This is a genomic window from Gardnerella rara, assembly GCF_055452355.1.
Genome location: NZ_JBVBJP010000005.1, coordinates 25,084 through 38,538 on the forward strand (window position 1 = coordinate 25,084; position 13,455 = coordinate 38,538).

The 13,455-nt window shown below is 48.6% G+C and carries 8 protein-coding genes and 1 other RNA gene; 1 reads left to right on the forward strand and 8 read right to left on the reverse strand.

Annotated elements, in window-relative coordinates; genetic code table 11:
• Positions 1-74: 74 nt before the first annotated feature.
• From ACZ0NX_RS05535 to ACZ0NX_RS05570, 8 genes are all read right to left on the reverse strand, one after another.
• Entirely contained in the window at positions 75-1,691 is a 1,617-nt protein-coding gene (locus tag ACZ0NX_RS05535) for a C69 family dipeptidase (RefSeq protein WP_464406012.1), read from the reverse strand.
• A 146-nt stretch (positions 1,692-1,837) separates the two neighbouring features.
• On the reverse strand, positions 1,838-2,389 hold the full coding sequence (locus ACZ0NX_RS05540) for a YbhB/YbcL family Raf kinase inhibitor-like protein (RefSeq protein WP_060787244.1): 552 nt from the start codon (positions 2,387-2,389) through the stop codon (positions 1,838-1,840).
• A gap of 389 nt (positions 2,390-2,778) precedes the next feature.
• Positions 2,779-3,966: a DNA polymerase III subunit delta' gene (locus ACZ0NX_RS05545; RefSeq protein WP_464406014.1), complete on the reverse strand. Its 1,188-nt coding sequence runs from the start codon at positions 3,964-3,966 to the stop codon at positions 2,779-2,781.
• Positions 3,967-3,976: 10 nt separating this feature from the next.
• Positions 3,977-4,741 (reverse strand): dTMP kinase, encoded by a 765-nt coding sequence (tmk, locus tag ACZ0NX_RS05550; RefSeq protein ID WP_464406016.1) that lies wholly within the window; start codon positions 4,739-4,741, stop codon positions 3,977-3,979.
• A 20-nt stretch (positions 4,742-4,761) separates the two neighbouring features.
• Positions 4,762-7,665, reverse strand: a complete 2,904-nt coding sequence (gene topA, locus ACZ0NX_RS05555; RefSeq protein ID WP_464406018.1) for a type I DNA topoisomerase — start codon at positions 7,663-7,665, stop codon at positions 4,762-4,764.
• Positions 7,666-7,914: 249 nt separating this feature from the next.
• On the reverse strand, positions 7,915-8,991 hold the full coding sequence (locus ACZ0NX_RS05560; RefSeq protein ID WP_464406070.1) for a phosphatase PAP2 family protein: 1,077 nt from the start codon (positions 8,989-8,991) through the stop codon (positions 7,915-7,917).
• Between the two features lie 325 nt (positions 8,992-9,316).
• Positions 9,317-9,413: signal recognition particle sRNA small type (gene ffs, locus ACZ0NX_RS05565), an RNA gene on the reverse strand.
• Between the two features lie 133 nt (positions 9,414-9,546).
• Positions 9,547-10,689, reverse strand: coding sequence for an inositol-3-phosphate synthase (locus ACZ0NX_RS05570; RefSeq protein WP_464406020.1), 1,143 nt, complete (start codon positions 10,687-10,689; stop codon positions 9,547-9,549).
• Between the two features lie 157 nt (positions 10,690-10,846).
• On the opposite strand from ACZ0NX_RS05570, the gene ACZ0NX_RS05575 reads away from it, so the two are divergent.
• A complete protein-coding gene (locus tag ACZ0NX_RS05575; RefSeq protein ID WP_464406021.1) occupies positions 10,847-13,246 on the forward strand; it encodes a transglycosylase domain-containing protein in 2,400 nt (799 codons plus the stop codon).
• Positions 13,247-13,455 lie beyond the last annotated feature (209 nt).

A 13,455-nucleotide genomic window follows, 5' to 3' on the forward strand; every position in this document is an offset into this window, starting at 1 on the left:
TTAGTAACGTCTATAACAACTTGCGATTAGCGACTTAACAACTTAAACAACTTAAGCCGCTAAACAACTTGCGATTAGTGGTCGGAGCGGTTAAAGCCATTCTTCATGCGCATGCTGGTTATGTAAAGAACAGTATCTAGCAAAGAATCGGTTTCTTTCTTTAGCTTTGCTGCCATACCCTCATTCGCTTCAGCCAAAGCCGCGCGCACATCTTCGTTTCTAAGCTGCGCAATAATGGCATCTGTGTCGCGAACTAAATCGCAATACTCATCGCCATCATTACTTTCGTCGCCTTCGCGCTCTGGCTCGTAATCTTTCAAAGAAACGCCAAGAATCTTTGCAGCGGCAGCATCCGTAGCCTTAACCATTGCGTGTCCAAGAGAACCAACAACCTCCTGGTAGCGCTCAATCGCGTTTGCAGTGTCGTTAAATGCAGCATCCGCAAGAGCCGCAATAATGCGATTTTCCCAATAGAAGTTTTCGCTTGTTACGCGAGTAGTTGTATCTTCCAAATACTTTGGCGTTTCGTTTACATTTGGGTAGAACGGCACAAGCGCATTAAACGGGTTAGATCCGTAGGCCATCCACTGAATTGCGCGGAACGCTTCTGGCATATAAGGGCGGATTTGCATAACAGCAAGCTGGCTTTGGCGATTAATGCCGATTGGGCGGAAAAGATGACGCGTATGCTCATCGCCAAGCTTTCCGTATGGATCGTACTGCGTTCCCTGATAGTGCGAGCTAAGCACATACTTAACGTCTTCAATCGTCACCTTGCGTTCAGGCTGGCGAGCCCACGGAATATCGTTGCTATCTGGCCTATGATCCGCGTCTTTTCCATCCCACACTTCGTCATACGGATTCAAGAAACGCTCCATAAACCACGCGCGCGGCGTGTTGTACACATGGTCGGCGTCCGAGTGAGAGCCAAAAGCATCGCGAGGATTAAATGGCGAAGCGTTTTCTACCGACAAATCCAAGTGGTTTTCTTCAATAAACTCAAGCAAATCAGCCGAACACATGTGCTCTTCTTGGTCTGACAAAGCGTCTTCCAAATCGAACTCGTCGATTCCAAGCTGGTTTGGCATAACAACATACGCCTCGTCTGGAACGCGCTTAGCAATCCAGTGGTGTCCGCCAACAGTTTCCATCCACCAAATCTCGTTTACGTCCGAGAACGCAACGCCATTCATCTCGTACGTGCCGTACTTTTCTAGCAGCGCGCCCAAACGCTCAACGCCTTCGCGAGCGCTACGAATATAAGGCAAAACAAGCGTTAAGAAGTCTTCTTCGCCAATTCCACCAGGCACTTCTGGCTTGTAATCAGCGTCGCCTTCCTTGCCTTGCGCTTTTTGAAGCTCCACCATTGGGTCTGCGCCCAACACGCGCTCGTTAGATGTAAGCGTTTCGGTTGCGCTCATTGCCACGTTTGCTTCGTTAACGCCAGCTTCTCCCCAAATTCCTTCGCGCAAGTCTGCGTTTGGCACGCTTGTGTATTGCATTGGATTATCTGGCAACTCAACTGTTACGTGGCTAAGCACGGACTTATAAACACGCGGCTGGTCTTGTGGCTTTACCACCACTAAGCGCTTTGGGTTAAACTCGCCGTTTGCGGAGTCTTCGTTACGCGCAATAAGCGTGGATCCGTCGTAGCTCGCTTTGCGTCCTACTAAAATTGTTGTGCATGCCATATTTGCATCCCCTATTTTCTAATTTTTGATTATTTTGGTTATTTGATTATTTTGCTTATCTAGCTTATTTTGATTATTTTACGCACGCACATCTAATCGCAAGCTGCTTGCGATTTTCCAGCGCGAAGTCATATAAATCCTAAACGCTACGCCTCGCCCCTTAAATAAAGGCCATTAACGTCTACATAAGACTTGCAATGCCTAATCTCGTTTATAAGCTCGTTAAGATAAAAGCCCTCTTTAAGATTTTTAAGAGGCTCCTGCGTGCCAAAAACCTCTAGCATGTAGTCGTGATCCTTGTCTGGCGGCTGCGGACCGTTGTAACGCATTGTAACCGCAGGATTCGTGCAACCCACAAATCGGCTTGCTTGGCTGTTTCGCCCTTGCACCGCTTCTGGAATCATGGTTGGCATTGTGCGCGAAAAGTCTTGCGGAATTTGCAACGCGCGCGAATCGTTAAAGTCAAACATAAGCGATTCCACGGGCAAGTTTGCTACCGTCCAATGAATCCACTGGAATCCGCACACTGGTATAGCGTCGTCGTCTACAAATCTCCAATGCAAGTAGTGAACAAAATCTGGCAGATTATTTACATAAAACGGAAAAGACACAACGGGAACGCCGTCAACCTTATTTTCATTCGGCGCATCTTTTGCAAAGTTGCTTGGAATGGTGGTGAAATCTGTTGAAATATCCATGTTTTAAGTATCTCCCACCGCTGTGACTATACAAATCGAAGTGCAAGTAAGGTAGAGATTCGAGATTTTTCGCCGCGAAAGAGGCGAGCCTCAGCGCCGAAGGTGGTGACTCGCCGAGAGAGCAAGAAAAATCGAGAATCTCAGGCGACTAGCGATACGCAATTGTTCAAGCACGAAAGAGGGCTGGGTGATTCTTGGTCGAACAGTATAAGAGCGGCAGCCGATACCAAACAATCCAATGACTCACCCTACAAACAAACCTCAACCCAAAAACAAAATCAAAGCCAAAACGGAACAACCGCAACAACAAACCACACGTAAGAGGCGAAGCGTTGTGAGACAAGAAACACCCAGCCCTCCTACAACACCAAGCAAGGAAATAGGAAATATCACTCGCGTGGTCTAAGCGAGCAGAAAAGCGCTTCAAAAACAAGCGTTGCGTTTCCATTGCCAGCAAGCCGCTTTTTAGCCACAGCAAGCGCGTCCAGGCATTTAAGCGCACGCTCGGCATTAAGATTTTTTGCAAGAGCCGCAATTTGCGCCTTAAAATCTTGATTTACCAGCGGCGCTTTATCTTGCGCGTTGTTTATTAAAACAAGAGCATCGCAATACACGCTGCAAATGGCGTCGATTGCGCGGTTTAGAACGTCTCTGCTTACGCGAGTTACTTTGCGTTTAACATCGTCTTTTTTGCCAATCGCATTGTATGCGCTACGAATTTTAGGCGGAATTTTATCCATTGGTTTAAGGCCATTTATGCGCAAAAACTCGCTTTGCTCAGCTTCAATAGACTTTTGCACTTCGTCTTCTGCTTGGCTTTTAGCATCTTCGATTAGCGTTTGCGCCAGCATAATCGCATCTATTGCGCTGCTAATTCGCAAAACGCCTGCCACAAGCTCTTCTCGCCTGCTTCTGGCCTGCTCGCTAGTTGCGTAAAGCATTGCCAAATCAACATTTCCTTGCGCAATTCGCGCAACGCTCGCCGCCGTTTTTGCATCCACATTCGAGTGTTTTTGCACGTATTCTTGAACATCTTGGTCGCTTGGCTGCGCCAAATTCACTATTTGAGACCTGGATCGAATTGTTGGCAAAACATCTGCCGCGCTTGCAGCGCAAAGAATCCAAATTGTGCGAGGTGCTGGCTCTTCGATTTCTTTTAGCAAAACGTTTGTTGTGCGCTCAAGCATGCGCCCAACATCTTCGATTATTATGATTCGCCACGGCGCAACACTTGGCATCTGCTCGGAAATTGACACAATCTCGCGCACTTCGTCAATGCTTACTGTAACTTTGTCTGTGCTTAAAATGTTTACGTCTGGGCTTGTTCCAGCCAACACTTCACTTGCGATTTTATCTGTGTTTATTTGAGTGGCGGAGTTTTCGGCGGTGCGGCTGCTTGCGATTTTTTCGCGCGATTGCAATGCTGCTGCAAACGCTCTTGCCACTTTTGCGCACCCAAATCCCGAAGCGCCGCAAATAAGCCACGATTGCGCGATCTTGCTTGAATCGCCTTGCGCTACTTTTTTAAGACGCTCAACAACTTGCGCTTGACCAACTACCGATTCCCAAACGTCCATTGCTAAAATCCTAAAATCCTTGATTTTCTAGCGATCCTGCGGCGTCTTGCGATCCTTGTGATTCTTGCGATTCTTGCGATCCTTGCGATCCTTGCGATCCTTGCGATTCTTCCTCACGCACAGCAATATTATCCAGCAGCTCGCACATATCTTTAGCAATCAACTTCGATAAATCGCCAGCTGGCAAAGTGGCGTCTAAAACGCAAAATCTTTGCGCGTTTTGTTTAGCAAGATCTAAGAACGCTTCACGCGTGCGGCGCGCAAAATCAAGTCCCGCGCTTTCCATGCGATCCGCCTGCCCGTGCAAGCGCACAGCAGCATCTTTCTCGCTCATATCTAGCAAATACGTGCGATTTGGCCAAAGGCCATTAGACGCCCACTCGCTTAAATCGCGCACGTCTTGCATAGTGAGTTCGCGCCCACCCGATTGGTACGCTAGCGAAGAATCAATGTAGCGATCCGTTATAACAACCGCACCGCGCTGCAAAGCTGGAATAATGATTTGCGCAGCATGTTGAGCGCGGTCTGCCGCAAAAAGCAGAGCCTCAGCGCGCGCGCAAATCGAATCGCCATGCAAAAGAATTTCTCGCAACTGTTTTCCTAGCTGCGTGCCGCCAGGCTCTCTAGTCACAACAACCTCAAGCCCGCGCGCTTGCAAAAAATCGCGCAAAGCATTAACTTGCGTGGTTTTCCCTACGCCGTCTATGCCTTCAAAAGATATAAAAAGCCCTTTGTTTAAGCCATTAAGCTCGCTGTTTTTAAGATCTATAGCCATTTTGCATACCTCTACCAGGTTTACTCGGCTTTAGACGTGGACTTTTTTGCTGTGCTCTTTTTTGCAGCAGGCTTTTTTGCAGCGCTCTTTTTAGTCGCAGTTTTCTTAGCAGCAGGCTTCTTTGTAGTCGTCTTCTTTGCAGCAGCTCTCTTGCGCTTTACAGGCCCTGCCGCGCGCTTTTGCGCCAAAAGCTCAAACGCAACTTGTGGCTCAATCGACTCAGGCGTATATTGCTTTGGCAGCGTGCGATTCGTAACGCCATCCGTAATATAAGCGCCGTAGAAGCCGTCTTTAATCACCACTGGCTTGCCGCTTTCTGGGTCTTCTCCAAGCTCCCTAAGTGGCGGTTTTGCAGCTCCACGCGTGCGCTTTGCATACTTTGGCTGCGCAAACAGCTCCTTGGCTTCGTCTAAAGTCACACTAAAAATCGCGTCTTCGCTTGCAAGCGAACGATTGTCTGGCTTAGAATCCGCAGCCGTTTCGCCAGCCGCCACGCGCTCGTAAGTCTTAGTCAAATAAGGTCCGTATCGCCCATTATTCGCCTCAATCTTTGCACGCTTAACCTCGCCCTGCTCGTCAACTTCTTCTACAACGCCAACCAATCGAGGCAAACTCAAAAGTTGCAAAGCCTCTTGCAAAGTTATTGTTGCAGGATCCATTGTTTTAAACAAAGACGCCATTTTTGGCTTATTTTGGGCAGACTTCTTAGATTTTGCAGAAGACTTTGCGCCAGCTTTAGCGGAATCGCTGGCTACTTGCGATTCACCCTCACCCGAAGCCTCACTCGAAGCCTCAACAAGCGCAACATACGCACCAAAACGCCCGTTTCTAACTTCTACACTTCCGCCAGTTTGCGGATCCGTTCCCAAAACGCGCGGGCCTTCGGAGTTGTTTTCAATCAAATCTCTCGCAACCTGCTCGGTAAGCTCGTCTGGAGCCAAAGTACTTGGAATCGAAGCTCTGCGCGCATTACCCTCTTCGTCTAGATTCTTAGTATCTTCCAAATACGGGCCGTATCTGCCTACGCGAACATGCAATCCGCCGCCAATATCAATCGTGTTAATCTCTCGCGCGTCAATCTCGCCAAGCTGATCAACCTGCTTTTGCAAGCCTTTGTGCGCGGAAAAATCGCTAGCAGCCGCGGACGCAGAATCGCTAGCAACCGCCCCGTCATCTCCAAAGTAAAACTTGTAAAGCCAATCTTTACCAGCTTCCTCACCATGCGCAATGCGATCCAGGCCATTTTCCATGTCTGCTGTAAACGCGTAGTCAACATAAGTTGGGAAATTAGATTCCAAAAGCTTAATAACCGCAAAAGCAAGCCAGCTTGGGATTAACGCACGCCCACGCTCATACACGTATCCGCGATCAATAATCGTGGAAATAATGCTAGCGTAAGTAGACGGCCTACCAATCTCCTTAGCTTCCAACGTTTTAACTAAAGACGCTTCCGTGTAGCGTGCTGGCGGCTGAGTCTCGTGGCCATCCGCGCTAACTTGCAAAGCTTTAAGAACATCGCCATTAGCCATAGGCGGCAAAGCCTTAGACTGCTCGTCTTCGCTAAATCCGCCAAACACCTTCATAAATCCAGCAAACTCAATAACGGTTCCAGAAGCCTGGAAATTAGCCGTTCCAAAGCTGCCAGCTAAAGCGTCTAGCTTAACTGTAGCTGTAAAACCAGTGGCGTCCGCCATTTGAGACGCAAGCGTGCGCTGCCAAATAAGCGTGTAAAGCTTAAGCTGATCGGCAGGCAGCGCGCCCGCCAAATCCGCAGGATTTTTAAACGCAGACCCAGCAGGACGAATACACTCGTGCGCCTCTTGAGCGCCTGCAGAAGTCGTAGCGTACTGTTTTGGAGAATCCGCTAAATACTCGTCTCCAAAATTAGACTTAACACAATCTCGAGCCGCAAAAATCGCCTCTTTAGAAAGCGTTACAGAATCCGTACGCATGTATGTTATATAACCGTTTTCATACAAAGATTGAGCCGCGCGCATAGTTTGGCGAGAACTCATAGACAAGCGATTTCCAGCGGTTTGCTGAAGAGTAGACGTTGTAAACGGAGGCAATGGGCGGCGGCGATACGGCTTAGTATCCATTGAGTTTACAACAAAATCGGCCGCGCCAAGATTTTGCGCAATCGCGCAAGCGTCCGCCTCGTTTAAATAGTGCGCTAAAGCAGATTCGCCCTTGGCTTTTTGAAGCTCGCCAAGAGAGTTAAAATCTTTAGAACCCGCCAAACGCGCTCCGTTTAGAGCCGTCATTCGCGCCTGAAAATCTACGCCGTTTGCGCTCAAATCCGCGCAAACATCCCAATAGCTCGCTTTTCTAAACGCCATTCTCTCGCGCTCGCGCTCAACAATCAAACGCGTTGCAACAGATTGCACTCGTCCAGCGGAAAGACCCGGCCCCACCTTGCGCCACAAAACTGGCGAAAGCTCGTAGCCGTACAATCTATCCAACACGCGGCGCGTTTCTTGCGCATCAACCATGTGATCGTCAACGTCTCTCGTGTTAGCAAGCGAAGCCTGAATCGCAGGCTTTGTAATCTCGTGAAACACCATGCGCTTTACTGGCACTTTTGGCTTAAGCGCCTGCACAAGATGCCACGCAATCGCCTCTCCTTCGCGGTCCTCATCAGTTGCAAGGAACAACTCGCCCGACTTTGCCAGCGCGGCTTTTAAGTCGGAAACGGTTTTCTTTTTATCGGCCCCAACAATGTAGTACGGCTCAAAACCATTGTTTACGTCTACGCCAAACTTGCCAAATTCCGCCTTTTTAGCGGCTGGCACCTGACTTGGCTGTGCTAAATCGCGAATGTGGCCAACGGACGCCATAACCGTGTATCCGCTTCCAAGATATCCGCCTATTTTACGCGCTTTAGTGGGAGACTCCACAATGACAAGCTTGTTCTGCTCTGTCATACTCTCTCCTTTCGTATCTGCACTCACATGCACTCGCATGCACTAAACACTAAATGCACTGCATATTTCGCGCTCACTACCTGCGCCAACTCTAACGCAACTTGCTTTATGCAACCTACTCTAACGCAACCTACTCTAACGCAATTTACGCATCATTCCCAATAAATCAAATTTTGCGAAATATCAGCATATACTCCTATATATACCACTTTAATGATTTTTTATTCAATTTTACTTATTTTTTTTTATTTAATTAGACGATAGCATTTTTAACAAATCACTTTCATCAGGCTGACTTTGCGCATCGCTTTTTGCTGGCGGCGTAGGCGGCGCGCCAACTAACCCGAGTCTGCTCAAAGGCGCGGCCGTGCAGTGTTTAAGAACCATCAAAACGCCGAACGTTAGGCCGCACACTCCCGCAACTGCCCAATATGTTAAAACGTGCGAAACGCCAATCGCCCATTTTGCGCCCAATTCAACACCTGGCAAAATCTGATAAAACATGTACGCAAAATACACGATGCCAATAATGCCCATTGTAATCATTGCAGTTCCAACAATTTGCACGCTTATAGAAGACCTTCTACGACCAGGTAAATCCATTGCAGATCCGCGCGTAAAAGCCATTGCAGCGCAAGCGATTGCTCCCACCATTAGCACCGACATTACAACGTCTGCAGGCCTATGCCAACGGCCTCCCATAAGAGCCACAGCCAGCAAAAATGTTATTAACGCGGCTCCAGCTGCAACCCACGCTCTAAACGCTCGGCTAACAGCGCAAATAAGAATCGCGCAAGCGGCCGCCATTAAAAGAGTGTGCCCCGAAGGCGCAGAGTTCTTTGCAAGAGTGGCAACGTTTACCAGCATTGGTCGCGGAAGGACGCGCTTTAGTGGCTCTGCTGCAAGCGATAAAGCAAGTATTGCAGCGCATTGGGCAAGCAACCACCAGCGTTTTCTTATAATCACAACTATTAGCGCAGCAACGCATATTAGCACGCTCAAAACTATAACGATTATGGAGTTTCTAAGCGGCGCTAAAATCGCAGCAAGTGTTGATGGAATGGCGCTATAGCCAAAAGTGCTAATCACCATTTCTTCGTACGACTGACCTAACGAAGTTCGTACAGCTAAAAACCACACTGCCGCAGCAGATGCTGCAAAAAGAACCGCGCATACGGCGCATAGCACGATTGTAGATATTCTAGGGCGATTCATCAATGGATCGAGCTTAGAAATATCTTGATTAGCTTCGCTGCTATTAGAGTTTTGAGTTAGCTGACTATCGCCGCTAATCTGGCTGCCTTCAAATTGACCCATACGCAATATTTTATCAAACAACACTCCACTCGCTCCGACATACCTTTTCGCTTAGAGCGCAGCGCGCGAGCGATTTTCCCGCGTTTGTTTCTTTTCCCCCGCGTTTGTTTACGTTTTGGCCAATTTTGGGAACAAAGTCGGGAACACTTGCCCGTGTTTGTTTCTTTTTGCCCGCGTTTGTTTCTTTTTGCCCGCGTTTGTTCCCATTTCGACCAATTTTGGGAACAAAAGCAAGAACACTTGCCCGCGTTTGTTTCTTTTTGCCCGCGTTTGTTTCTTTTTGGCCAATTTTGGGAACAAAGTCGGGAAGAATTTACAAAGATATTAACAAAAATACAGAAAACCCCCGCGCACCCACCAGAGGCCACTTACCCTTGCTGCATTCCTGCCCTGGGGGGATTGGGTGACGTAGTGCCACGCGGAGGCTCTACCTATATTACACGATTATGGATAAAAGTCGAGCGCAAGCCGAGCGCAAGTCGCAAGCAACCGATGAAAAGCCAAGCGAATGCCGAAATCAAATCTCAAGCAACCGCACCATTAGGCGCATCGCTAGGCGCATCGCTAAGCGCGCCACACGCTTTTGCCGCTCTTCTTTGCATCCTCAACATCTGCATTAAGCTGCGACTCATCTGCCTCAACATCTCCAGCAATATAGCGCTCAACAAGTTCGCGCGCCTCGCTATCTTCATGCTGAACAGCTGGCGACTTCATAAAGTAAGAGCTAGGAGCCAAAATCGGCCCCGAAAGCTTGCGATCCATCGCAATCTTCGCCGCGCGCACAGCGTCTATAACAATGCCTGCGGAATTAGGCGAATCCCACACCTCAAGCTTGTACTCCAAGCTAAGCGGAACATCGCCAAAAGTGGTGCCCTCCAAGCGCACAAACGCAAACTTGCGGTCGTCAAGCCAAGCAACATAATCCGAAGGGCCAATGTGCACGTTGTGGTCATCCATATCGTGCGGAACAATCGAAGTAACCGCGCGCGTCTTAGAAATCTTCTTCGACTCAAGCCTAGAGCGCTGCAACATGTTCATAAAGTCCATGTTTCCGCCAACATTAAGCTGGTAAGTGCGGTCTAAACGCACTCCTCTATCTTCAAAAAGTCGCGCCATAACGCGGTGTGTAATCGTGGCGCCAACCTGGCTTTTAATATCGTCGCCAATAATCGGCACGCCTGCATCGCGGAATTTTTGCGCCCAAACTGGGTCGGAAGCAATAAAAACAGGAAGGCAATTTACAAACGCGCATCCAGCTTCCATAGCAGCCGTAGCATACGCCTTGTCTGCCTGCTCGGAGCCCACTGGCAAGTAAGAAACAAGCACGTCTACATGCAAATCGCGCAAAACCGCGGCAACATTTACAGGCTCTTCTTTAGACTCCTCAATCATCTGCTTGTAGTAATCGCCCAAGCCGTCGTAGGTAGGGCCGCGCTGCACTGTAACTCCAAGATTAGGCACGTCTGCAAAGCGAATCGTGTTGTTTTGAGAAGCATAAATCGCCTCGCTTAAGTCGTGGCCAACTTTTAAAGCGTCAACGTCAAAAGCAGCTACAAACTCAATGTCTCGCACGCGATATTGCCCAAAAACAGCATGCATTAATCCTGGAATTTTATCGCCATCATTGGCATTTTTGTAATATTCAACGCCCTGAACTAACGACGAAGCACAATTGCCAACACCGGCAATGGCAACGCGGATACTCATATAAACTCCTTAGCAAAAATTAGCGGCACACACCAACGCCGCACTAATACACTTTTATAATACTAGCTTTTACAAATATTACACATGATATTATGCATGATTAAAATTCCTCGTTGCATATGATTAAAATTCCTCGCCAAGCGCTAACTTGGATTGTATGGTTGCAAATAGTTATGGACGAAATTCGCACTCTTCTAGCACAAGACGCACTATAAGAAGCGCGGGCGCAGGCAATGCCGCTGGCAATGAGGCAGGCAACAGAGCAGGCAATGGCGCAGGCAACAGGGCAGGCGGAAGAAATGGCGGAAGAAACGGCGGAAGAAACGGCGGAAGCGCAAGGCGACCATACAATCGCAGAAGCCACAGAAGAATCCCAAAAAACTTTAGAACAAAACACCCGATTATTTTTTGGGCGCTAATCGTAGTTTTTACACCAATAATCCTTGGAATTCTAACGGTTGCGTGGATGTACGTAACAACAGACATTCCGCAGCCAGACAAAATCGCAATGGCGGATAAAACCAAGGTTTACTACGCGGACGGAAAAACGGAAATCGGCAGCTTTGCAGAGCAAAATCGCGAAATCATAAACTGCTCTGTGCTAAAGCCATATGTTGGAAACGCAATAATCGCAAGCGAAAACAGGTCATTCTACAAAGACGGCGGCATCGATCTTAAGGGAATTGGGCGCGCAATAATCCACAACGTAACGTCTAAAGGCAGATGGGGCGGCTCTACGATTACGCAACAATACGCGGAACGCTACTATCTTGGCGAAACAAAAACGTATTTAGGCAAACTGCACGAGGCCATTCTTGCGCTAAAAATTGCGCAAACGCAAGACAAAAACACCGTGCTGTGCAATTACATGAACACGATTTATCTGGGTCGCGGAGCGTACGGAATTCAGGCGGCAGCAAAAGCGTATTTTGGTGTGGAAGCGAAGGATCTTACGCTATCTCAAGCGGCAATGCTGGCTGGAATAATTCCTGCGCCAAGCAGCTGGGATCCTGCAATCATGCCTAAAGAGGCGAATATTCGATTCAAGCGCGTTCTGCGAATTATGCGTGAAGACAAGTACATTACAAGCGAAGAATACAAAAACGCAAAAATGCCGCAGACCATTAATCAAACCAAGCAAAACGTGTACGCGGGGCCGCAAGGATACCTTTTGCAGATGGTTCGCAGCGAGCTTACAAGCGGCGGCGCGTTTACAAAAGAAGACCTAGACACGGGCGGATACCGCATTATTACAACAATCGACAAAGCTAAGCAAGACCTTATGTTTAGCGTGGCAAGCCCGACTGCTGGCGCGCGCGGAGTTACGCCGCAGGGAGTGCAGACGGGCGCAATGAGCGTAAATCCTAAGGACGGGTCGATTATATCGGTTTACGCGGGCGACGACTACCTTTCTAAGCCACTAAATAACGCCACTCAAGCGCTTTACGAGCCTGGAAGTACCATGAAGCCATTTGCGCTTATTGGGGCGATTCAGGCTGGCACAAATCTAAACACGCTGTTTAATGGCAATACTGGGCTAAAGTTTAAGGGAATTGACAAGCCAGTAAACAACTTTGCAAACACAAATTGGGGAATAATCAACCTTTATAAAGCAACAGCAAACTCTGTAAACACGCCATTTATGGCTTTGCAAGAAAAGCTGGGGCAAAAAGGCGTGGCAAATACGGCTGTTATGGCTGGGTTAAATGCGCAGCGCATTAACGGCAAGAATCCGTTTACTGTTCTTGGAAACGACCCTGTGCATATTAGTGAGATTGCGCGCGCGTATTCCACGATTGCAAACCAGGGGCGCAGGCCAGATTTGCACATTGTTTCTAGCGTTAAGAACCCAGATGGCAAAGAGTTTTATAGGGCGCCGACCGCTGGAAAACAGGTGTTTGCGGCTGCAGACATGGCGCTTGCTATTAAGGCCATGCAAGGCGTTGTGCAATACGGTACTTCGCCAGAGGTTAGGGGCGTTGGAAAGCCGATTGCTGGAAAGTCGGGAACCGCTAACGATGCTTCGGCGTGTAGTTTTGTTGGATTTACGCCGAGTGTTGTGACTGTGTTTGCTATTTGGAATCCAGATGCGCAAGGAAATCCTTTGCCTGTGCCAACTTTCCGCGGGTACCCTGGTGGAATTGGGTATTCGGCGCATTTGTTTACAAGATACATGCGTGCGGCGCTGGCTGGAACGGCTGCGGAAAAGTTCCCAGAAGCTAAAGATAATGGCAAAATTGGCGGCGAAGATGGAACTTGGGGGCTTGGCGGAAGCAAGCACGAGGCTGCGGACGACGAAGATGGCGAAAGCGAATCAAGTGGCGCAAATGGCGCTAATAAGGAAGATGGTTCTAGTAGTGAAGATCGTGCGAATGGCGCCAATGGATTGAATGGTTCTGGCGATGGCGGCACGAATAACGAGAACAGATCGGCTGGCAGTGGCACTACTAGCAGCGGCAGTGCTGGCGATGGGTCTGGCGGCGCGGGCAGCTGGAGCGGAGGCTACGGCACAAGCGGCACAAGCGGCCAAAATACTGCTGGAGCTGGCGGCGATTAATCTGTATTTTCCCGAGTTTGTTGTTCAACACGCCGTTTAGAGCTACATTTTCGGGAAAAATCTCCCGATTTTGTAGCTAATTTTGCCATTTTGAACAACATTCTCGGGAAAATCGCTCGCGCTGACTGCATCAAGTGAGGTAGAGATTCGAGATTTTTCGCAGCGGATGAAGCGAACCTCAGCATCTTTGATGGTGATTCGCTGAAGTA

Excerpts from the sequence above, each read along its gene's own strand:
- tmk (WP_464406016.1), bottom strand. The coding sequence starts at position 4,741 with ATGGCTATAGATCTTAAAAACAGCGAGCTTAATGGCTTAAACAAAGGG.
- ACZ0NX_RS05535 (WP_464406012.1), bottom strand. The coding sequence starts at position 1,691 with ATGGCATGCACAACAATTTTAGTAGGACGCAAAGCGAGCTACGACGGA.
- ACZ0NX_RS05570 (WP_464406020.1), bottom strand. The coding sequence starts at position 10,689 with ATGAGTATCCGCGTTGCCATTGCCGGTGTTGGCAATTGTGCTTCGTCG.
- topA (WP_464406018.1), bottom strand. The coding sequence starts at position 7,665 with ATGACAGAGCAGAACAAGCTTGTCATTGTGGAGTCTCCCACTAAAGCG.
- ACZ0NX_RS05540 (WP_060787244.1), bottom strand. The coding sequence starts at position 2,389 with ATGGATATTTCAACAGATTTCACCACCATTCCAAGCAACTTTGCAAAA.
- ACZ0NX_RS05575 (WP_464406021.1), top strand. The coding sequence starts at position 10,847 with ATGGTTGCAAATAGTTATGGACGAAATTCGCACTCTTCTAGCACAAGA.
- ACZ0NX_RS05545 (WP_464406014.1), bottom strand. The coding sequence starts at position 3,966 with ATGGACGTTTGGGAATCGGTAGTTGGTCAAGCGCAAGTTGTTGAGCGT.